A 21,825-nucleotide genomic window follows, 5' to 3' on the forward strand; every position below is an offset into this window, starting at 1 on the left:
ATGACTGTACTTGACCTTTTTAGATTAACGGGGAAAACAGCAATCGTAACAGGTGGTGGCAGAGGACTTGGGGCACAGATTGCAAAAGGGTTTGCGGAAGCAGGTGCAAACGTTGTGCTGTGTTCACGCAATATTGAAGCTTGTATTGAAATGAGTAAAGAACTGGAAGCGCTTGGTGTTCGGTCGATTGGACTTGCATGTGACGTGACGAATCAGCATGACGTAAAAAAGGTAGTTGAAGAGACGATGAAAATTTTTGGCACGATAGACATCCTTGTCAACAATAGCGGGGCAACATGGGGTGCGCCTGTTGTTGACATGCCCTATGAAGCGTGGAAAAAAGTGATGGATGTAAACGTCAATGGCACATTTTTGATGAGTCAAGAAGTCGGTAAAGTCATGATTGAGCAAGAAAACGGAAAAATCATTAACATCGCATCCGTTGCTGGACTTGGCGGGACGCATCCGAGCTTTATGGATACTATCGGCTACAACACCAGTAAAGGAGCAGTTATCACATTTACGAAAGATCTCGCAGCTAAATGGGGGCAGCACAATATTAACGTTAATGCGATTGCACCTGGATTTTTCCCAACCAAAATGTCAAAAGTCACAATTGAACAAGGGCATGAATATATTTTAAATTCCACACCGTTAAACCGCTTAGGGTCAGAAGAAGATTTAAAAGGTGTCGCTCTTTTCCTTGCATCGAAAGCTTCTGACTATGTGACGGGAGATATTCTGCTAGTCGACGGTGGAATGAGTACATTATGAAAGAAGAGCTTACTAGACAAAGCATTCAACTTTTTGAACGGAAAGGGTTTAGTTCAACCTCTGTTCAGGACATTGTTGATTCACTAGGCGTGACGAAAGGGACTTTTTACTATTACTTCACGAGTAAAGAAACGCTTCTTATGGACATCCATCTCCGCTATATCGATGATTTAGTAGCCAGACAAAAGAAGGTTTTAGACAGTAATGAAAGTTGCCGAAATCAGCTTACGAAAATTGTTGAGATGCTCATTAAGGATATTCAAACACAAGGTTCAAATGTACGTGTTTACTTTAGGGAGATGCGTCATTTATCAGAGGAAAACAGTAGTGTCATAAAAAATAAACGAAGAATGTTCCATCTCACTATTGAGAAAATCATTAAAGAGGGAATTGAAAAGAAGGAGTTTCGGGATAATCTAGATCCCAAAATGACTACTTTTGCGATTTTAGGGGTTACAAACTGGAGTTATGAATGGTTTGACCCGTCTGGCAATATATCGTCGAAAGAACTTGCGAATATGTATATGGATTTCATCTTACACGGAATTGATTTGAAGGGGGAATGAATGATGAGTGCGAATGAAATTAAGCATATTCTTGTTGTTGGAGCGGGACAAATGGGGCATCAAATTGCTATGCTGTGCGCGCTTGGAGGATACAGGACTTCATTGCAGGATGTAAATAGTGAAGCACTGAAGGATGCAGAAGCGAGCTTGGAAAAGCGAATGGATAAATGGGTTGCAAGTGGGAAGTTAACTGCGAGTAGCAAGGAAACTGCTTTTCAAAATCTCACATTCACGGATAATCTCAACGAAGCCGCGAGAGATGCAGATTTTGTAATTGAAGCGATTGTGGAAAAACTAACTAGTAAACAGCAATTGTTTAGGGAACTGGACCGTCTTACACCGAAACATGCCATTTTAGCCTCTAATAGTTCAACCATCGTCAACTCGTTGCTTGCAGAAGTGACGGAGCGTCCAGACAAAGTTTGTAACGCGCATTTCTTTTTCCCACCTCTGGTTATGGAGTGTGTGGAAATCGTCATGAGTGAAGAAACGTCTGAAGAAACAGCGCAGACTGCATTAGCTGTTTGTGAACAAATCGGCAAGGAGGGAATTATCCTTCGAAAGGAAATATCCGGCTTTGTCGCAAACCGTATATTAGGCGCAATTCATAAAGAAGCCATTGCACTTTATGAAAATGGAATCGCTGATTTTAAAGATATAGATTTAATCGTGAAAAAATCGCTTGGGCATCCATTGGGACCGTTTGAACTTATTGATTTATCCGGAGCAGACGTTGTCAATTTTGTCATGCAGCAGCAATTCGCGGAAACGGGAAATCAGGCAGACAAACCAGCTGCATGTATTGTGCAAAAAGTAGAAGCAGGTCATTTAGGACGGAAAACGGGACAAGGATTCTATTCCTACAATCGCGGCTGATGAGGGTGAATTAATTCCAAAAGAATAGGGAGTGAGTAGGGTGATATCAACAACTAACGATACGATACCTGTCCGAAAAGGAGAAGGATTGGACGAAGAAGTCCTCTTGCGATTTCTTCGGGAGAATTGTGCCGATTTACCAGAAGGTGAACTTGAAGTTCGGCAGTTTGGAACGGGCCATTCTAATTTAACCTATGAAATCGAAATAGGGACTTGGCAAGCGGTACTTCGACGTCCGCCACTCGGTCCAGTTGCTGCGAAAGCGCATGATATGGAACGAGAATTCAATGTATTAGCTGCACTTCATCCTGTTTATCCAACTGCACCGAAACCGCTCGTCTTTTGTAATGATTCAACTATCATAGGTAGCCCATTTTTTGTTATGGAAAGACGGAACGGAATTGTTCTCGATACAGAGTTTCCAAGTGGTACGAATTCTCCTGATGAATTAGGAAGAAAAGTATCTGAAATTATGGTCGATAAACTTGTGGAGTTACATGCGATTGACTACAAAAAAACAGCACTTGTTGAGATGGTCAAGCCGGACGGGTTCTTGGAAAGGCAAGTCCATGGCTGGATTGGACGCTATGAAAAAGCGAAGACATCTGCTATTGAGGAAGTTGCAGCGCTTACTACTTGGCTGCAAAACAATATTCCTGAATCAGCTGAACCAACGATTATTCACTATGATTATAAATTAAATAATGCGATGTTTTCACGTGATTATTCTGTGATGACAGGATTGTTTGACTGGGAAATGACGACTGTTGGAGACCCACTTGCAGATGTCGGGGCGGCACTAAGTTATTGGATGCAGGCAGATGATCCGGATCAGTTACTGCATGGACTTGGCAAACCACCGATTACGATTCAGAAAGGATTTTTTACACGCGAAGATTTTATTGCGCGTTATGCAGAGAAAAGTGGGCGGGATATGACGAATATTAATTATTATAGTACCTTTGCGTACTTTAAACTCGCTGTCATTTGTCAGCAAATTTATTACCGCTATAAAAATGGACAAACGACAGATGCTCGCTTCTCTCATATGGATAAATTTGTAGAGATACTTGTCAAGCAAGCGATGGTCGGAACGACAAAATGATGACAGTAACTCGACCAAAGCTTCATGTCATTCTTCAAAAAGAAGCGATCATGCCAGAGTTGATCAATAAAGATAAAGTGGCAGTCGTGTTTGATATTTTACTTGCGACAACGACCATTGCCACACTTCTTCATCATGGAGCAAAGGAAGTTATCCCTGTAATGGACGGGGAGGAAGCCTTGAAAGTAGCGGGAAGTTTTGAGAAATCAGCGACAATTATAGCTGGAGAATCTGAAGGACTAACAATTGAAGGTTTTGTGGATCCGCTTCCCACGATACTTAAATATGTTGCAAAGGGAAAAACTATCATCCTTTCAACAACGAATGGCACCGTCGCTATTCGTCATGTCGAGAACGCAAAAAAGGTATTCGCCGCCTCATTGATAAATGGGCACGCTGTTGCACGAAAAATAGCACTAGAGCACGTGGACGATTCAATCATTTTAATTTGCGCTGGAACCATGAAGCAGTTTTCCCTAGAGGACTTTTACGGGGCAGGCTATTTCATAGATGAATTACTTCGACAAAATGAGTCGTGGGAACTGACGGATTCTGCGAAAGCAGCTCTGTATTTATATAGAGGGAATAAAGAGAACGCCGCTTCGATACTCAAAACATCTTTAACAGGCCAGATGCTTATGCAAGTGGATTTGGAGGAAGATATTCTCTATTCCGCTACTAGAGGAATAGTTGAGGTTGTACCCGAATTTGAGGACGGGAAAATGAGTGTGAAAGGGGATAAAACGATTGACTACTGATCAACTAATATATCGTGGTACGTCATTTTTATACAGCGCGTCGCAGCCAGAAGCTATTTTCACCCCGGAAGATTTTACGGCTGAACACCATATGATTGCCGATACGGCGAAGAAATTCATTGAAAAAGAAGTGCGGCCTCACAATGAACAAATTGAGGGCGGGGACTTTACGCTTGTCAGGTCACTTCTTAGAAAAGCAGGAGAATTGGGTTTGCTTGCCCATAGTATTCCCGAGAAATACGGTGGACTTGGCCTCGATAAAATCACGAAAGGGCTTGTAGGGGAAATTATCGGAGCTGCAGGTGGTTATAGCGTTGCACATTCTAATCACACATGTATTGCAACGTTACCGATTACGTATTTCGGATCGCAGTGGCAAAAAGAAAGGTATTTGCCGAAGCTTGCATCTGGTGAATTTATCGGCGCCTATTGCCTTACAGAGCCTTCTGCCGGGTCGGATGCCTTAGCTGCATCTACTACAGCGCTATTAAATGAAGAGGGAACGCATTATTTGTTGAACGGAACGAAGATGTTCATTACAAATGCTTCGTTTTCCGATACCTTCATTGTCTATGCAAAAGTCGATGGTACCAAGTTTACGGCGTTCATCGTTGAAAAAGATTTTCCAGGCTTATCACTTGGGCCAGAAGAACAGAAGATGGGCATCAAGGGTTCGTCCACGACAGCCGTATTTTTCGACAACTGTGAAGTGCCTGTCCAGAACTTATTGGGTGAAATCGGCAAAGGACATCATATTGCATTGAATGTGCTAAATCTGGGCCGCTTCAATCTTGGTTCTGCCTGCACAGGAGCAGCGAAATACACCTTCAAGTTAGCGATTGATTATACAAATGAACGTCAACAATTTGGCAAGAGGATTGCATCCTTTACTGCCACCGAAGAAAAAGTGGCAGATATGGCAATACGCATTTACGCAGCAGAGTCTCTTCAATACCGAACTGCTTCCTATCTTGAAGATGCACTTGGTGAAGTGGACGGGTCAAGTAACATGAAGCTTATTGCAGACAGAATGAGGGAGTATGCGGTTGAAGCCGCTATCTGCAAAGTATACGGTTCTGAAACGTTGGATTATGTTGCGGATGAATCACTTCAACTTCATGGCGGTTATGGATTTATAAAAGAGTATAAGGTTGAACAAGTGTATCGTGATTCGCGTATTAACCGAATTTTCGAAGGTACAAATGAAATTAACCGATTGCTCATTCCGATGGCTCTGTTGCAACAGGTGGGGAAAGGATTAGTCCCGTTACCAGGGCTTGTCGGGCAGGCCGTTGCGCAACTAAAGCAATCAATTGAGTTAGAGGATGAAATTCTAGCCCATGAAAAAGAAGCAATCCGTTCAATCCGCAATGTATTTTTACTGTCCATAGGTCTTGCTTATGAAGCTTTTGCAGCTCGTATTGCGGATGAGCAAGAAACGATACTAAAATTGGCTGACATCGCAATTGCACTATACGCAGCTGAATCTGCTGTACTGCGAACTGAGAAATCAATTGCAAAAAAAGGTGAAGAAAAATCTACTCTTAAAGTGCAACTGACAGAAGCTTTGATTGACGATACGCTTTTCGAAGTTGAGATGATTGCTCGCAAATTGATTGCAGGTGTTACAACTGGAGAGAAGCGCAAGACAGCACTTGCTGATGTGACAAATCGATTTAGTAATCTAGCGAGTAAAGGCACAATCCAAACGAAAAGAGCCATTGCTAAAGCATTTAATGAATCACGGCAGTATATATCTTAAAGGGGGATTTTGAAGATGAAAGCAATTCGATTTGAACAGTATGGAGGTCCGAACGTGTTGGAACTAGTCGATATCGATAAACCAACAATTGGCGATCAAGAAGTGCTGGTTGAAGTGAAGGCGATTGGTGTGAATTATGCGGATATCGCGCGTCGTGAAGGGAAATACGTTGTGCCGACTCCGCTGCCGTTTATGCCTGGTGCTGAAGTTGCAGGCGTTATTACTGAAGTAGGGAAAGACGTTAAACGTTATAAATCTGGTATGCGCGTCGTGTCTTTAATTGAATCGGCGGGTTATGCGGAGTATGTGAATCTTCATGAGATGGCACTTGCCCCTATTCCTGACGGCGTTGATTTTGTTGAGGCAGTCGCGCTACCCCTGCAAGGGCAAACGGCATACCATATTTTAAAGACAATGGGACGGCTTGAAAAAGGAGAAACCGTTCTCGTTCATGCAGCAGCAGGTGGGGTCGGTGCAATTGCAGTTCAACTTGCGAAAATATTTGGAGCAGGCAAGATTATTGCTACTGCAAGCAGTGATGAAAAATTGGTGCATGCAAAAGAAATGGGTGCCGATCATGTTGTTAACTATACAGAAGAAGGTTGGGAATTAAAGGTCCGTGAACTAACCAATGGTAAAGGCGTGGATCTAGCACTTGAAATGGTCGGTGGCGATATTTTCCGCAAGACGTTGAAATGCCTTGCACCATTCGGACGTGTGGTTGTATTTGGTGCGGCAAGCGGTGAATCCTCACCACTGCTGGCTGGAGAATTGATGCGCCGCAATCAATCTGTCATTGGATTTTTCCTGCCACAAATTATGAATAATTATGATATGTATCAAGCTAGTTTCAAGGAATTGCTTGGGTTTATTGAGAGCGGCGATTTAGCATTGACGATTGGCGGCACGTACAGACTGGAAGAAGCGGCGGATGTACATCGATTGATGCAGGGGAGAAAAACGATGGGGAAACTTGTTTTGATTCCTTAATAATAGTGGTAATTAGAGAGTTGAGAAAAAATACCCCTCAACTCCGCTGCGGCGCTCGGGGATGCCTTCCGCCATAAGCCTGACGCTGCGCGGCTATCAGTCTTATGGCGTCGGCTACCCCTTTTAAGACGCCTTCGCTAAGTTTTTACATGTAGTCATATGTTCAATAAATAGGTAGTTGAGAGATTGATAAAGATTTCCTACTCGTGGTGTTTCTATATGTAAAGAAAATGTATTAAAACTTATTTGCATGAGTGACGTAAGGCGGTCATAATACGCTTCGTGCCGGTCATAAACAGCCCAGTGGCGGTCATAAGTACATTCATGGTGAGCATAACAGGCACCTATTCAATTGAGATTAGTGCTAGAATAGAGTCAAGAAAAGATAATGGGGATAGATGGATGAAAACGTACCTGATCAAGAAAGCGTTGAATAATAATGTACTTATTGCTACTGATGTGAATGGAAATGAAGTCGTTTTAATTGGTCGGGGCATTGGCTTTGGTAAAAAGTCTGGAGAGTCGATTATTCGAGAGGAAGTTGAGAAATTATTTGTATTGAATGATCCTGAAGAGCAGGAGCAGTACAAACAGCTTATTTCCACTCTTGATGAAAAGACATTAAAAGTGCTTATTTCAGCAGTCGAAATTATTCGGGAACGGGCTGGCATGCCGCTAAATGAACATATCCACATAGCGCTGACAGACCATTTATTCTTTGCGGTTAATCGGATGAGACGGGGAATGGTAATTCGGAATCCTTTTTTACTGGAGACAAAGGCACTTTATCCTGATGAGTATAAAATTGCTGCTGAAGTGACAGCGATGGTCAATGAACAGCTATCTGTCGCGCTCCCAGAAGGTGAAATTGGTTTCATTGCCTTACATATTCACAGTGCCCTTGTAAATAAAAATGTGCGTGAATTAACGAGACATTCAGATTTAATTGTTCGACTTGTCACAATGATTGAAGAGCAATTGGACATAATTATTGATAAAACTAGCATTGACTATATTCGTTTAATCCGCCATCTTCGTTTTGCAATTGAGCGGGTGGTGCGTGGAGACAAGATTGCTGAGCCGGAAAAAATCACAGGGTTGTTAAAAAACGAGTATCCAATTTGTTACAATCTAGCTTGGAAGCTGATTAAAGTAATGCAACAGACCTTACAAAAAGAGATCTATGAAGCTGAAGCGGTTTACTTAACACTACATCTCCAACGGATTCAAGCAAAAATGGAATAAAGATCGTAATCTGTTGCAGGTCAAATAAATCTATTTGCAAGGTTCTAATAACTATGATAGGGTTAATATATAAAGTCATTGGGTAATACAATTGGCGTCAGACATAATTTATAAAAATATTATCTTCGTACGTGTTACTGATACGATCAGGCATGAGTGAAAAGATGATTGATGATAGTTTTGGGGGCAACTCTTAGGCTTATTTCAATTTCCTTTTTTCTCATGTCTTTTTTGTATGTATATATGTTGAACATATGAATAGCTATTAAACTAAGCGAAGGCATCCCCAAGCGCCGTAGCGAATTCAATGGAATTTTTTATGTCAACCTATATAGTTGAAAAACCCCGATGACTTATTAAAGATTTAGGAGGTTATACAGTGTTTAAAAAAACTTTTGGTGTTTTACAAAAAGTTGGACAAGCTTTAATGCTTCCAGTAGCCCTACTTCCAGCAGCAGGTTTATTGCTTGGTATAGGTAATGCTGCCCAGCAAGAAACAATGCTTAACTATCTGCCATTTTTATCAGCAGATTGGATCCAGTTGACAGCAACAGTAATGGAAGATGCGGGGGGAATTATTTTTGATAACTTACCGCTTATCTTTGCAATTGGTGTCGCGATTGGGTTAGCAAAAGACGGCGCTGCAGCACTTGCGGCACTTGTTGGTTACCTCGTATTGAATCAAGTAATGAGTTCATGGCTCGGGATTACACCAGACATGCTTGCTGATAATCCAGCCTATGCACTCGTTTTCGGAATTCCAACGTTACAAACCGGAGTTTTCGGCGGGATTATTGTAGGTTTGATAGCAGCGTTTTGTTACAACAAGTTTCATGATATTGAAATGCCTTCTTTCCTTGGGTTCTTTGCAGGGAAAAGGTTCGTTCCAATTGCTACAGCTGGTGCGGCTTTCGTAGCTGGATTACTATTGATTGTTATTTGGCCAACAGTTCAAGCCGGAATGAATAGTGCATCACTTTGGTTACTCGATGAAGGTACATATATCGCCGTATTCTTCTTTGGATTTATCAAACGTTTGCTAATACCGTTTGGATTGCACCATATTTTCCATGCACCATTCTGGTATGAATTTGGTACATATACGACGGCGGCTGGTTCAGTTGTTCGTGGTGATATGACAATCTTCTTTGCACAATTAAAAGATGGTGTACAACTTACAGCTGGTAACTTCATGGGTGGAGAATTTCCAATTATGATGTTTGGTTTGCCGGCAGCAGCGCTCGCGATGTATCATGCAGCGCGACCAGAAAAGAAAAAATTAGTTGCAGGACTATTAGCATCAGGTGCTTTAACATCATTCTTAACAGGGATAACCGAACCACTTGAATTTTCATTTTTATTCCTGTCGCCTATACTTTTCTTACTCCATGCTGTTTTAGATGGTTTATCATTTGTATTGATGACATTTTTGGAAGTTCATATCGGTTACACCTTCTCAGGTGGAGCCATTGACTTCTTCCTCTTCGGTATTTTACCGGGCAAAGAGTCATGGTGGATTGCCGTATTACTCGGCCTTGTTTTTGCAGTGATCTATTACTTCTTGTTCCGCTTTATGATTAGTAAGTTTAATCTAATGACACCGGGACGTGAAGCAGATGATGAAGATACAGAAGAAGCGAAAACTGGTCCAAAGGGCAACACTGATCTTGCTTACAATATTCTTGAAGCAATGGGTGGTCAAAAGAATATCAGCCAGTTAGATGCTTGTATTACAAGGCTTCGTGTATCTGTTATCGATGTTCAAGCCGTTAACAAAAAAGACTTGAAAAAGTTAGGTGCGGCGGGCGTACTTGAAGTTGGTAATAACATTCAAGCAATATTCGGCCCACGTTCTGAAATTATTAAAGGCCAAATTCAAGATGTAATCAGTGGAAAACGACCTCGTACTGAGGTGGTTGAACAACCTGTCCAAGCTGTAAGTAAAGTTACAACGAATCAAACGACAGATGTATTTATTTCACCGATACAAGGCGAGATTAAGCCACTTTCAGAAGTACCTGATGCTGTGTTTGCCGAAAAAATGATGGGCGACGGTTTTGCGATTGTGCCATCTGAAGGTATTGTTGTTTCACCAGTAGATGGGACAATCGTTACTTTCTTCCCGACAAAACATGCATTAGGAATTCAAGCTGATTCAGGAAGAGAAATTTTAATTCATGTTGGAATTGATACGGTCAAATTAGATGGTAAAGGTTTCGAAGCTTTAGTTGCACAAGGTGATCAAGTTAAAAAAGGACAACCTTTGTTGAGATTCGATGTTGATTATATTAAGGAGCATGCGACTTCAATCATTACTCCGATTATCTTCACTAATCTATTTGAGGGTGAATCAGTCGTTATTAATAAGTCAGGTACTGTTGAATTAGAAGAAGACAACATTGTGACGATTGAAAAGTAAGAAAAGCGGAAGGCGCCTTCTAGAACCGAGCGTCTGAAGCTAGACACTATTCTAAGTCGGAAAACTTATACTTTCTTACCTGTAAATACTGAGTGTCAGGCCCCTTTAGAGAGAAATCAGCCATGTATAAAATGGCTGATTTCTTTCTTTTTGTATATCACCCTTATAATTAGTGTCAGAAGACTTCCTTAACTGACGAATGGCCCCTGTTTGTGAGATAATACACTTAGAATGAGAGGCTGATTAACAATGACATTTCAGGATTACAACTTAAGCAAGGAGATTACACGGGCGCTAGACGGGCTTGGGTATTCTTCACCAACAGAAGTGCAGGAGAAAGTAATTCCTGCGGCACTTACTAAAAACGATTTAGTTGTCAAATCACAGACGGGTAGCGGGAAGACTGCGGCTTTTGGAATTCCCATCTGTGAAATGGTTGACTGGGACGAGAACAAACCACAGGCGCTAATTTTAACACCGACGCGTGAACTCGCAGATCAGGTCAAAGAAGACATTACAAACATTGGCCGTTTTAAGCGTATTAAAGCTGCCGCTGTTTACGGGAAATCACCATATGCCTATCAAAAAGAAGAACTAAAGCAAAAATGCCACGTAGTTGTCGGGACACCAGGGCGTGTATTCGATCATATTGAGCGAGGTTCACTTGTGCTTGATCGAATTGAATATCTAGTGCTAGATGAAGCTGATGAAATGCTAAATATGGGCTTTATTGACCAAGTCGAATCGATTATTAATAAATTACCGAAAAATAGAACGACTATGCTTTTCTCAGCAACACTTCCAGAAAAGATAGGCAAACTAAGCAGTAAATATATGAAGAACCCGAAAAATATTGAGATAGCTTCTACTGTTACATTGACGGATCAAATTGACCACTCACTCATTATCGTAAGGGACCCACAGAAATTTGACCTGCTGCGTGATGTGACCGTTGTTGAAAATCCAGATAGCTGCATCATTTTTTGCCGGACAAAAGATCAAGTGGATAGTGTTACTGAACAGCTTGAAAAACTCCACTATACTTGCGACAAACTCCATGGCGGCATGATGCAGGAAGACCGTTTCTCTGTCATGGATGAATTCAAGCGCGGCGAATTCCGTTACCTAGTTGCCACAGATGTTGCTGCACGTGGTATTGATATCGACAGCATTACGCATGTAATTAACTATGATCTTCCTGTGGAAACTGAAAGCTATGTGCATAGAGTAGGGAGAACTGGACGGGCTGGTAAGAGAGGGAAAGCGATTTCTTTCGTTACGCCTAATGAAAATCACTTCCTTGATGAGATTGAAGCGTACATTGGATTTGAAATTCAACAACGCAATGCTCCATCCAAACAGGCAGTTGTAGTAGCAATGGGCGCATTTACAGAGAAAATAGAAAGCCTTCCTGAATTGAAAAAGAACAAAAATGAACTAGTAAATAAAGATATTATGAAGCTCTATTTTAACGGTGGTAAAAAGAAAAAGCTTCGCGCGGTTGACTTTGTCGGTACAATTACAAATATTCCTGGCGTATCTGCAGAAGACATCGGAATCATTAAAATCCAGGACACTGTGACCTATATTGATATACTGAATGGCAAAGGTAAGCTGGTGTTGAATGAAATGAAAACGACAACAGTTAAAGGGAAGTTATTGAAAGTGCATAAAGCGAAAAAATAAATCTCGATATAAAAAAGCAATCCTTGATCAGTATATTCACTGAACAAGGATTGCTTTTTATATACTACTAAGTCCATTTACCAACTGCTTGTCCCACTTGCACTTCACTGTTCAACTCAATAGTCGGAATGAAGTCCGGATTATTTTCTATAAACAGAATAACTGTAGATCCAAAACTGAAATAACCAAAATCATTTCCTTTAATGCATTCTTTTGATGAATTGTGAAGCTGTATGCTATTCACATTTAAAGCTCCAACTTTTATTATGGCCACTTTTCCGAAATCTGTCATTACTTCTGAAATGAGGCGATGATTCGTGGAGAAGGGGCTCTGTCCAAGACGTAATCCTAAACTATTCACTGGATAAGAAACGCCGCCAAGAGCGTAGCGTGAAACCAAACTTCCTGTAACAGGATAGTGGAAGTGATGATAATGGCTAGGTGACAGGTAAAAGATATAATACGTGCCATCTTTATAAGCAGCTGCTTTTTCAGAGGTACCCATAATTTCGTTTATCTTATACTGATGGCCTTTTATCAGAAAAGATTGGTCGGTAGCTATTTTCCCAACTCCACTTGCAACACCATCCACTGGTGAAGTGAGGGCATTTGGCGAAGGATCCACTTGACGAATACCTTCTTTTAGCTGGCGTGTGAAGAGGGCTTGTAGACTTTTATAGTGTGAGATTGGGTGTTCCATTTCGTCATTATTAATGCGATAAGCATTGCTGAATGGCTGAATGAACGGCCGGCTAAATCGTGAACTTGTAAATGATTTTAAGAGAGCAGAAGAAACTGGATTCCCCGTGAGCTCAACAAAAGATTTAAAGAGTGCTTTTTTCATTTAATTTATCCTCCGAACGATTCATTTACACTTTCGCAATACGAATGTTGCTAATCATCAATACTGACATAATCAACATCAATATAACGAAAAATAATGGACCCACATATGGAACAAGGAAAAAGCTTAGTGTCATGACAACCCCTGCTACCGTAATAGGAACACCATAAAATGCACCATCAAATTCAGATGCATTGTAACGAGCGAGACGAACTGCACCGGCTAAGACATAAAAAACGGTAGCAATGATTCCAAGCCAAGGCGTCGAATAAAGTGTTGTTTCGTAAATCAATAATGCGGGTGCTAATCCGAATGAAACTAAATCACATAATGAATCAAGTTCTTTACCAAAAAGCGATTCTGCATTATAATGTCTCGCGACCATTCCATCGAAACGATCAAATAATGCGGCAAGGAAGATGAAAAGTAAACTCATATGACCTAAGCCTTTTATAATAAGAATAATAGCAATAACGCCGAAACATAAGTTCATCAATGTAATTGCATTTGCTAACTGCGCTTTCACTTTGGATTGTTCAACATAATCAGGTGAAATCATAAAACACCTCCTAATAGTGTACATACGATTTTCGATTAATTAATAGCCATGATTTCAACTACCCGAAAATACAATGATACCATGATTTCTATGGTGAAAACTGTGAAATTAAAGACGAATTAAAATAAAGTATGTAACCGGTAATCTTATATTATACTTGAATAATGAATGCCATGCAATTTAAAGTATGAATGTCAGCCGCTTTGCTCTCTTTCAATCTCTTGGACCTCCCGTTACTTATAATAAACTGTTATTGCAGTAGGGGTTTCTTGCTACATGAACAAAAGCTTTCAAACAAGCTAAGTGGTGGCGCTACTCCTATATGATTAGCCATAGGAATAACTTCAGTGGACAATAGCTTATTCAGAGATAAGCAGTGGGGGAACTGACCATCTACTATCCCCTACACTTTAAAAAATCATAGCTGCTTTGTCTAATGTAAGCTGAAATCAAGATCTTTGATTTTCCCAAAATGTTTTGGCAAAAAACTCGATGCATCATGAATGTCTTGAGGATTCTTTTTAAAAAAAGTGTAAACGCGCAAAAAGTAGAGCTAATGATTGCAACAAAAAAAGCCCCAATCAATTGCTGATAGGGGCGTTACTGTTATTCAGAGGGACTATTTCGACATCATTAATTTTTTTATATCGTGGCCTTTAAACTTCACTGTCAATTTTAACGTTGTATAATCAATCACTTCGAATGCCTCTGATGCTTGCTTGATGATATCTTCATCATCCATGTCTGGTTCAAGCGAGAGTTCCTCGAAGATTGTATTAAGCTTTTCCATGGCTTTATTGCCATGCAAGTAGAGGTCTTCTATTTGATTTTCGTATGTTGCCTCTGTTTTATCACGTTTTTCATCATAATTGGCGGTGACTGCTTGTTTGATTTCTTTTGTATCAATTGCTACATCAAAAGCCGTGAAGCCGTATGTCTCACCAAGCGGCTCTTTGGGTGAATCGGATTCTGTTACTAGGTTCTTATTGCTACAACCGACAATCAGTATTAGTGTAGAAATCATCGCGATTCGTAAAATTAAACGCATCATATTCAACTCGGTCATCCTTTCCGGCCTTATCTAAAGTAGACTACTGTCAATCTAACCGGAGTAGGGGGGAGTTATACGGTTGGAGACGAAAAATCTGTTTCCAATCACGTGTCAGTATTAAACACCTAAGAAGAACAGTATGACCGGAATAGTGATAATGCTGATTAGTGTTGTGAAAAATGTTGTAAACGATACAAGATCAGGTTCTGTCCCAAACTGTAATGCAAGCATCGTTGTATTTGCCGCTGCTGGCATGGATGCTTGTACAATAACGACCGCTTTTAGAAGGTCATTGACGGGCATGAAATACAAAATTCCGACTGCAATCAACGGAGAGGCTACCATTCTGATAATACTGACGGCAGAAACATAGCGGTAAGCGACTCTTTTTCGCGAAATGGCCGCAAGCTGCATACCGAGTACGAGCATCACAGTCGGAATAGATGCATCGGCAATTAGGCTAACGGCTTCCATGACTGCGGTTGGAATAGACACTGAAACTAGCTGGAGTCCTATTCCTAAAAAGGCGGCATACATGAGTGGCATACGGATTACCCGCTGTGCGGACTGGCGTAATGTAGATTTTTCTTCTCCACCCATCGCTGCAAAGAAGATGCCGACGGTATTCATTAGTAACGATTGAAATACCATCATAATAACGGCATAGTCAAATCCGACTGCTCCGAATGCAAACAGTACTACCGGAGCTCCGTAGTTCCCGCTATTCATAAATACCCCGCCAAGAATCATTGCTGATAGTTCTGACCGTGTTGCCTTCATACTAATTGCCGTAATCCATACAACAATTAGCAGGATAGTTGTCAGGAGTAAACTAAATAACACAATATAGAAATAGTCCATCGTCAACTCATTTGTGTAAAACGTGCGGAATGCTAAAAAGGGAGACATTAAATAAAGGGCCGCTGTTGAAATTGATTTAATATCAAAGCCTATAAATTTTTGTCCTATGTAGCCAATTGAGAAGATGATAAATACTGGTAAAATAATTAATAGTAAATTCATTAGGGTTCAGCTCCAACGTTTTGACCTGCTACTAGCATAGCAGAATCTGGACTAGTCAACTATAATGATAGACAAACAAAGTAATGTAGCGAAGTCCAGTAGATTTACATTATCTGCACGGTGCTTTTTGCTGTAAAAAAAAGGAGGTTTTTAGTGTGAATGAAATTGTTTCATTCAAGGAAGTGTCATTCAGTAAGGGGGACAAGGTAATCTTGCAGGCCATTAATTGGTCCGTCCATCAAAATGAACATTGGGGAATACTTGGTTTGAATGGATCAGGGAAAACTTCCCTACTTAGTATCATGTCTGGATTCCATTTCCCTTCAACTGGCGAGGTTAGCGTACTGGGCAATTTTTTTGGGAAGACCAATTTGCCGGAACTCCGTAAAGAAATAGGTTTTGTCAGTAGTTCATTGGAGCGCTTTGCCGAGTATTTCAATAACGAAAAGATTGAAAGAGTCGTAGTAAGTGGAAAGTTTGCTAGTTTCGGTATTTATGAGCAAGTGAAAAAAGAAGAATGGGAGAAAGCGGATTCTTTACTCGAGAGTCTGCAGTTGACGTATTTGAAGGGAAAGCCCTATCGGCTACTCTCAGAAGGGGAAAAGAGAAAAGTCATCATCGCCCGTGCGTTAATGAGTGAGCCTAAAATGCTTGTGTTGGACGAACCATGCTCTGGATTGGATATTCTTTCGCGTGAGCGGTTCCTCCAATCACTGGATGGAATTATGAAGGATGAATGTCATATCGTTTATGTAACCCACCATATCGAAGAGCTTGTCCAAGGGATATCACATGTACTCCTTCTGAAGGATGGAAAAGTCATTGCCGCAGGACCCAAAGAACAAGTAGTTAGCGATGAGTTGCTAAGTGACACATTTGGAATTCCCGTCCATGTGCATTGGAAGGAAAGTAGGCCATGGTTGGAAATAAGGAGCTAGTATTCGTTCACAAAAAAGTACTCTTTGATAAGGCATTGATTTACTTCTTGCTATACAATTATAGGATAGCGTTTCATCTAATTAGTAATGGAGTGAATGATTTTTATGATGAAGAATGAAAAATCTGCAAAAACGTTTGAAAAACGTAATTATAAACCATGGATTATTGCACTTTCTGTTATACTCATCGGTGCAATTGGCGTTTTGTCTGGAATGCGAGGAGTTAAAGATTTTGATGCATTCGATCTAACAATCCTGCCTTTGATGAATGCAATTTTCAACAGTTTTACATTTGTATTCCTGGTGTGTGCTCTTATCGCTATTCTTAAAAGGAATATCACTGTTCATCGCCGTTTTATCTATGCGGCCTTTGTTACAACATTTCTCTTCCTAATTACGTATGTCTCTTACCATTATCTAGCACCATCCACGCCCTACGGTGGAGAAGGCTTTATGGCCGGATTCTATTACTTCATTCTAATTACACATATTATTCTTGCAGCAGCTATCGTCCCGCTTGCACTGACGAGTGTAGCGCGCGCATGGAATATGGAGAATGAGCGTCATAAGAAAATTGCGCGATGGACAATGCCGATTTGGTTATACGTCAGCTTTACAGGTGTTTTGGTGTATATACTGATTTCACCTTATTATTAAGTGAGTTGCTGGAATTAGTATAAATGTATGGACAAGCACACTTAAATTAACATCATAGTAGTACATGAATTAGCACTGCCTTTTGGTGGTGTTTTTTTATGTGGAAATTTAGTCAGTGGATTTGAAATGCAGGGGAGTGAATTTTGAAAGTGTAATTTAAAGGTCTTTTATTTTGAATTAATGGAACCTTCTGTATAATTAAACGTACTGATAGTAGAGCGTTCTTTTTATGATGAAGGATGCCTTTGATAAAAAGGAGGGTTTTGAGTAATGCCTTGAATCTAAGGGAAGTAATTAAATCCAATTATTCACAAATGGTTTTTCAGTGTAAATACAAATGAAAGAGGTCATACATATGAAAAAATGGAGATACATCGGTATTTTTCTTATCGTTATTGCTATTCTCGCAGCATGTTCAAAAAAGGAAACGCCCGAAGATAGGCTTTCGGCTTATATCAAATTATGGAACGATGCTGAGTTTACAAAAATGTATGATGAATATGTAAGTGAAGCTTCAAAAGATGCTTTTGGTTCAAGTGAATATATTGACCGAACGACGAAGCTTTATAAAGATTTAACTATCACTGATGTAAAAGTTGTTTTTACTAAGTCGGATGAAGATAAGAACTATAAACCTGAGGATCAACCGGAGTTTCCTGTACATATAACAATGGAAACCGTTGCAGGACCAGTGGAGTTCGAGAAAAAAGTAATTATGACATATAGTAAATCAAGTGAAGATGAAAATTGGTTTGTCGAATGGGATCCATCTTTCATTCTCCCAGATTTAACGAAGGCAGATAAAGTAGGCATTTCTACTATTTCTTCAAAGCGCGGTGAAATCTTTGATCGTAATGCACTGCCTTTGGCTATAAACGGAAAGGGCTACGAAGCAGGAATCGTACCAGAAAAGTTCAATGAAGAAAGAGATGCAGAAAAACTCGCAACAATACTTAGCGTAACGCCGGAATTTATTAACAAACAACTCACTCAAAGTTGGGTCAAGCCAGATCAATTTGTTCCTATTAAAAAAGTGGCATCAACCCAAGATATGATTATAGAAAAAATGATTGAAGTGCCAGGGGTTACCTATACACAAGTAGAAATGCGAGAATATCCATATGGCGAGTCACTCTCACATCTTACGGGCTATATCAGTCGTATTAATGCTGACGAGTTAGAGAAAGTCAAAGCTCAGGGGTATGGAGAAAACGATTCTATCGGTAAACGTGGACTGGAACAGCTACTTGAAGAACAGCTCCGTGGTCAGGACGGGATTCGAATATATATTGAGAAAACGAAACAAGAAGCAGAGAGAATTACGATAGCTGAGAAAACTGCGACAGATGGTAATTCAGTCACATTAACAATCGATGCGGAACTTCAGCAGAGGACATTTAATGCGATGAATGGTGAGGTAGGAACAGCGGCAGCAGTGGATCCCAAAACGGGAGAAATGCTTGTGTTGACAAGTTCACCAGCTTTCGATCCAAATGAATTTATGATTGGCGTGGGTTCATCACGCTACCAAGAATTGACTGATGATCCTTTACAACCACTATTAAATCGATTCGCAGCGACATATGCTCCTGGGTCGGCAATAAAACCGATTACAGCGGCAATTGGATTAGAGGCAGGAACGATTGATCCTAGTAAAGGGTATACAATTGAAGGGAAGAGGTGGAAAAAAGATGAATCATGGGGCAATTTTGGTGTCACAAGAGTTTATACTCCACCGAATCCAATCGACTTAAAAAAAGCACTTGCTTACTCGGATAATATCTATTTTGCAAAGGAAGCACTCGAAATGGGGAAAGATACCCTAACTGAAGGTCTAAAAAGATTCGGTTTTGGAGCAGATATTCCCTTTAGTTATCCACTGCGAACTTCTCAAATATCGAATGACGGAACAATCGGGACAGAAGCACAACTTGTGGATACCTCTTATGGACAAGGTCAAATGTTAATGAACATCGCTCACTTAGCTTCGAGTTATGCTCCAATCTTAAATGACGGAAAGATGTTCAAGATGGTTTTATTCAAAGATGAACCAAAAGGTGAAGTATGGGTAGAGGGGCTAATTTCAGCTGACAACGCTGCAATCCTTCGGGCAGACTTACGTGAAGTTGTGGTAAATGGTTCTGCTAAAGATGCAAATATCCCTGCTGTTAAACTTTCTGGGAAGACAGGCACTACAGAATTAAAGTCATCACAGGAAAAAGGCGGCAAGGAAAATGGATTCTTCGTCGGGTATCAAACAGATGAAACATCTTATATTTTGGCTATGATGATTGAAAGTATAGAAGATAAAGGTGGAAGCAGCTATGTAGTAAAAAGGGTTGCACAAGTCATGGGGAACTAATAGCTTGTGCAAGCATGGTTTGGGTGTCTAGTTCACTGAAAAAACGCAAGTACAGCGAATGATGCTTTTCATAGTATATATGTTGAACGAATGATTCTATATAATCTCCAGCGAAGGCATCTACTGGGGTAGCCGAAGCAATAAGGCTGACAGTGATTTATTGTGGGAGGCATCCCCTAGCGCCAAGCGTTGTTGGTAGGATTCTTTAATTTAACCTATATAGTTGGAAAATTCCTTATTTTATCGATTAAAGTGATGACTTGCTCGATTTCTAGATTGTCAGGTGATGTAGCTTGATTTTAACTATTATATTAGGAGCGCGATTTGGTACATTTCTATGAACAATTTTTTGAAAGTGTAGAAAAAAGTTAGTTCAATATTTGTTTGTTGTTTCATGAAAATGGTAAAATAAAAGTATCACGTGATAGTTTGGAGGCGAGTCTATTGGGAAGGATAAACTAAGAATTGGGGAATTAGCCGACATTGCAGGAGTATCTAAACGGACAATCGATTATTATACAAACTTGAATCTTTTAAAACCATCACGTTCCGATACTGGCTATCGTCTTTTTGACCTTTCTGATGTTGTGCAGTTAGATAAGATTTCACATTTAAAGGAAAAAGGTTTCTCACTTGAAGAAATTAATGAGAAGCTGGCGTTTCCGGATACTAGTGAGCTGGTGCTGGAGAAAGCACTCTTAGTAAAAAGTAATCTTCAGGAACTTTTGGTTTTATTAAAAAGAGCTGAACGGGAAAACTCTTCAATTAAGGAGAGCATCACCCATGATACTCTGCCAGTAATACAAGCTTTATTACAATTACTTGTCTAATTTTACACGCGAAAGTAGTAAACAATCATTTCAGGAGGTGGAGGCTTTGCTTAATGTAAGGTTGACATAGTGGAAATTTTAAATTTAGTATTAGTCGCAGTACTAATTGCTTTAACAGCTTTCTTTGTAGCAACAGAATTTGCATTAGTGAAAGTTAGAAGTACAAAAATTGATCAGCTAGTTGCGGAAGGACGAAAAGGTGCGATATCTGCAAAGCACGTCACCACTCATTTGGACGAGTATCTCTCTGCCTGCCAATTAGGAATTACAATTACTGCTTTAGGGCTTGGTTGGCTCGGGGAACCAACAGTCGAGACAATGCTACATCCACTGTTCGAAAAATTCGATGTAGATCCATCTGTTTCCCAGATACTTTCCTTTGTAATCGCCTTTGTCTTCATCACTTTCCTACACGTTGTAGTGGGGGAACTTGCTCCGAAGACAATAGCAATCCAAAAAGCAGAAGCATTGACATTGCTTTTTTCTAAACCAATAATGTGGTTCTATAAATTAATGTTTCCCTTTATCTTTGTGTTGAATGGATCAGCTCGTTTGCTTATAGGTCTATTTGGCTTTAAATCAGCATCGGAACACGAAGTTGCTCATACTGAAGAAGAGTTACGGCTCATTTTGTCAGACAGTTTTAAAAGCGGAGAAATTAATCAGTCCGAACTGAACTATGTTAACAAAATGTTCGAATTTGACAACCGAATTGCAAAAGAGATTATGGTGCCACGGACTGAAATGGTAACGTTCTCTTCGGATGTTTCTTTCGATGAAGTAGCATATACAATCCAAGAGGAAAGATATACACGTTATCCCATTTACGAGGGGGATATAGATAATATCATAGGCTTTATCAACAGTAAGGATTTGCTATACTTTACTCTCGGAGATCGCTCGGCCTTAGAGTCATTCTCCATTAAAGACTTGTTGCATCCGATACCAGTGGTAATCGAAACATTGCCCATTGATGAAGTTCTAAAAAGAATGCAAAACGAACGGTCCCAATTATCGCTTGTAATCGATGAATATGGCGGTACGGCTGGAATGGTAACAATCGAAGACATCCTTGAAGAAATTGTCGGGGATATACACGATGAATTTGATGAAGATGAGATCGCGGAAATCACAAGAATTGCAGAAGACCATTATATCGTCAGCGGTAAAGTATTGATAGAAGAAATCAATGATTTACTTGGAATATCATTGGAAAATGAAACTGTGGATATGATTGGCGGATGGTGCTTGTCGCAGAATTACGAACTTGAAGAAGACGAAGTGATTGAGAAAGACGGCTTTCTTTTTATAATCAAAGAACTAGACGGGCATCAAATACGCTATATAGAAATCCGGAAAAACGAATAGACTATTCATTCA

Annotated in this window: 19 protein-coding genes; 15 read left to right on the forward strand and 4 right to left on the reverse strand. The window is 40.2% G+C overall.

The window, feature by feature from the left end; translation table 11 throughout:
* The 10 genes from ACGLYD_RS03050 to ACGLYD_RS03095 all read left to right on the forward strand — a co-directional run bounded on the left by ACGLYD_RS03050 (position 1) and on the right by ACGLYD_RS03095 (position 12,181).
* Positions 1–774 (forward strand): SDR family oxidoreductase, encoded by a 774-nt coding sequence (locus ACGLYD_RS03050; protein ID WP_187047012.1) that lies wholly within the window; start codon positions 1–3, stop codon positions 772–774.
* A complete protein-coding gene (locus ACGLYD_RS03055; RefSeq protein WP_187047013.1) occupies positions 771–1,340 on the forward strand; it encodes a TetR/AcrR family transcriptional regulator in 570 nt (189 codons plus the stop codon). Before ACGLYD_RS03050 ends, ACGLYD_RS03055 begins: the two co-directional genes overlap by 4 nt.
* A gap of 3 nt (positions 1,341–1,343) precedes the next feature.
* The gene (locus ACGLYD_RS03060; protein WP_067206835.1) at positions 1,344–2,216 is read left to right on the forward strand and encodes a 3-hydroxyacyl-CoA dehydrogenase family protein; all 873 of its coding nucleotides are present in this window, start codon (positions 1,344–1,346) and stop codon (positions 2,214–2,216) included.
* Between the two features lie 40 nt (positions 2,217–2,256).
* The gene (locus ACGLYD_RS03065) at positions 2,257–3,321 is read left to right on the forward strand and encodes a phosphotransferase family protein (RefSeq protein WP_399631272.1); all 1,065 of its coding nucleotides are present in this window, start codon (positions 2,257–2,259) and stop codon (positions 3,319–3,321) included.
* Positions 3,318–4,079 carry a 2-phosphosulfolactate phosphatase gene (locus ACGLYD_RS03070; RefSeq protein ID WP_340741669.1) on the forward strand — a complete coding sequence of 254 codons (762 nt, stop codon included), beginning with the start codon at positions 3,318–3,320 and terminating at the stop codon, positions 4,077–4,079. The genes ACGLYD_RS03065 and ACGLYD_RS03070 overlap by 4 nt, the downstream gene beginning before the upstream one ends.
* Positions 4,069–5,841: an acyl-CoA dehydrogenase family protein gene (locus ACGLYD_RS03075; RefSeq protein WP_399631274.1), complete on the forward strand. Its 1,773-nt coding sequence runs from the start codon at positions 4,069–4,071 to the stop codon at positions 5,839–5,841. Before ACGLYD_RS03070 ends, ACGLYD_RS03075 begins: the two co-directional genes overlap by 11 nt.
* Before the next feature lie 15 nt (positions 5,842–5,856).
* Positions 5,857–6,831, forward strand: a complete 975-nt coding sequence (locus tag ACGLYD_RS03080; protein WP_067206840.1) for a zinc-binding dehydrogenase — start codon at positions 5,857–5,859, stop codon at positions 6,829–6,831.
* Between the two features lie 402 nt (positions 6,832–7,233).
* Entirely contained in the window at positions 7,234–8,076 is an 843-nt protein-coding gene (gene glcT / locus ACGLYD_RS03085) for a glucose PTS transporter transcription antiterminator GlcT (RefSeq protein ID WP_067206843.1), read from the forward strand.
* Between the two features lie 379 nt (positions 8,077–8,455).
* A complete protein-coding gene (gene ptsG / locus ACGLYD_RS03090) occupies positions 8,456–10,495 on the forward strand; it encodes a glucose-specific PTS transporter subunit IIBC (protein WP_354313674.1) in 2,040 nt (679 codons plus the stop codon).
* Positions 10,496–10,744: 249 nt separating this feature from the next.
* On the forward strand, positions 10,745–12,181 hold the full coding sequence (locus tag ACGLYD_RS03095; protein ID WP_399631278.1) for a DEAD/DEAH box helicase: 1,437 nt from the start codon (positions 10,745–10,747) through the stop codon (positions 12,179–12,181).
* A 67-nt stretch (positions 12,182–12,248) separates the two neighbouring features.
* On the opposite strand, the gene ACGLYD_RS03100 is transcribed toward ACGLYD_RS03095, so the two are convergent.
* The 4 genes from ACGLYD_RS03100 to ACGLYD_RS03115 all read right to left on the reverse strand — a co-directional run bounded on the left by ACGLYD_RS03100 (position 12,249) and on the right by ACGLYD_RS03115 (position 15,658).
* Positions 12,249–13,025, reverse strand: coding sequence for a phosphatidylserine decarboxylase (locus ACGLYD_RS03100; protein WP_067206852.1), 777 nt, complete (start codon positions 13,023–13,025; stop codon positions 12,249–12,251).
* Positions 13,026–13,050: 25 nt separating this feature from the next.
* Positions 13,051–13,584: a CDP-diacylglycerol--serine O-phosphatidyltransferase gene (pssA, locus tag ACGLYD_RS03105; RefSeq protein WP_067206854.1), complete on the reverse strand. Its 534-nt coding sequence runs from the start codon at positions 13,582–13,584 to the stop codon at positions 13,051–13,053.
* 619 nt (positions 13,585–14,203) lie between these two features.
* Positions 14,204–14,635, reverse strand: a complete 432-nt coding sequence (locus ACGLYD_RS03110; protein ID WP_187047017.1) for a YusW family protein — start codon at positions 14,633–14,635, stop codon at positions 14,204–14,206.
* Between the two features lie 117 nt (positions 14,636–14,752).
* The gene (locus tag ACGLYD_RS03115; protein ID WP_187047018.1) at positions 14,753–15,658 is read right to left on the reverse strand and encodes an AEC family transporter; all 906 of its coding nucleotides are present in this window, start codon (positions 15,656–15,658) and stop codon (positions 14,753–14,755) included.
* A gap of 155 nt (positions 15,659–15,813) precedes the next feature.
* On the opposite strand from ACGLYD_RS03115, the gene ACGLYD_RS03120 reads away from it, so the two are divergent.
* The 5 genes from ACGLYD_RS03120 to ACGLYD_RS03140 all read left to right on the forward strand — a co-directional run bounded on the left by ACGLYD_RS03120 (position 15,814) and on the right by ACGLYD_RS03140 (position 21,813).
* On the forward strand, positions 15,814–16,596 hold the full coding sequence (locus ACGLYD_RS03120) for an ABC transporter ATP-binding protein (RefSeq protein WP_399631282.1): 783 nt from the start codon (positions 15,814–15,816) through the stop codon (positions 16,594–16,596).
* A gap of 105 nt (positions 16,597–16,701) precedes the next feature.
* A complete protein-coding gene (locus ACGLYD_RS03125) occupies positions 16,702–17,253 on the forward strand; it encodes a DUF420 domain-containing protein (RefSeq protein ID WP_399631285.1) in 552 nt (183 codons plus the stop codon).
* A 355-nt stretch (positions 17,254–17,608) separates the two neighbouring features.
* The gene (locus ACGLYD_RS03130) at positions 17,609–19,615 is read left to right on the forward strand and encodes a penicillin-binding transpeptidase domain-containing protein (protein ID WP_399631287.1); all 2,007 of its coding nucleotides are present in this window, start codon (positions 17,609–17,611) and stop codon (positions 19,613–19,615) included.
* Between the two features lie 506 nt (positions 19,616–20,121).
* Complete coding sequence (locus tag ACGLYD_RS03135; protein ID WP_399633089.1) at positions 20,122–20,445, forward strand: MerR family transcriptional regulator; 324 nt, start codon at positions 20,122–20,124, stop codon at positions 20,443–20,445.
* 69 nt (positions 20,446–20,514) lie between these two features.
* Positions 20,515–21,813 (forward strand): hemolysin family protein, encoded by a 1,299-nt coding sequence (locus ACGLYD_RS03140; RefSeq protein ID WP_399631290.1) that lies wholly within the window; start codon positions 20,515–20,517, stop codon positions 21,811–21,813.
* Positions 21,814–21,825 lie beyond the last annotated feature (12 nt).

It is taken from the genome of Sporosarcina sp. SG10008 (assembly GCF_044569405.1).
Taxonomy (GTDB): domain Bacteria; phylum Bacillota; class Bacilli; order Bacillales_A; family Planococcaceae; genus Sporosarcina; species Sporosarcina psychrophila.